The organism is Inquilinus sp. CA228, assembly GCF_052078665.1.
GTDB lineage: Bacteria > Pseudomonadota > Alphaproteobacteria > DSM-16000 > Inquilinaceae > Inquilinus.
On record NZ_JBQJIK010000203.1, the window covers coordinates 1 to 629 of the forward strand.

At 81.4% G+C, this 629-nt stretch carries 1 pseudogene; it reads right to left on the reverse strand.

Annotated elements, in window-relative coordinates:
- Positions 1-20: 20 nt before the first annotated feature.
- Positions 21-629: pseudogene (locus ACTOWL_RS38010) on the reverse strand (4-(cytidine 5'-diphospho)-2-C-methyl-D-erythritol kinase); the annotation flags it as partial.

Consider the following 629-nt stretch of genomic DNA (forward strand, 5'->3'; position numbering starts at 1 on the left):
GTCCGGGAGGCTGCGACGGGTTACAGCAGCGCCGCGGCGACCGCCCACCAGCCGCGGCCGGCCAGCGCCGCCGCGGCTGCCTTCGCCGCGGCCGGGGTGTCGACCAGGCCGAAGCAGGTGGCGCCGCTGCCCGACATCCGGGCCAGGCGGCAACCCGGCTGCGCCGCCAGCGCCGCCAGCACCTCGCCGACCACCGGCGCGAGCTCGGTCGCCGGCGCGGCCAGGTCGTTGCCGCGCCCGGCCAGCAGCGCACAGAGCCGCTCCAGCGTCGGCCGCGCCTCGGCGAAGCGGGCCTCGGCCGAGAAGCCGCCGCGCCGGGCCCGGAACACGTCGGGCGTCGACAGCGGCACGCCGGGATTGACCAGCAGGATCGGCACGCCGGCGAGGTCCGGCCCCGGCTCCAGCCGCTCGCCGACGCCGCCGAGCCAGGCGGTGCGGCCGGCGAGGCAGACCGGGACGTCGGCGCCGAGCCCGGCCGCAACCTCGAGCAGGCGCGAGTCACCCGGCGCCAGGTCCCAGAGCACGGCGAGGCCGCGCAGCACCGCCGCGGCGTCGGGCCAGCCGCCCCCCAACCCCGCCCCCCCCCGCCGCCCCGGGTCGCGGGGGTCCGCGATTCCCGCCCGCCCCCC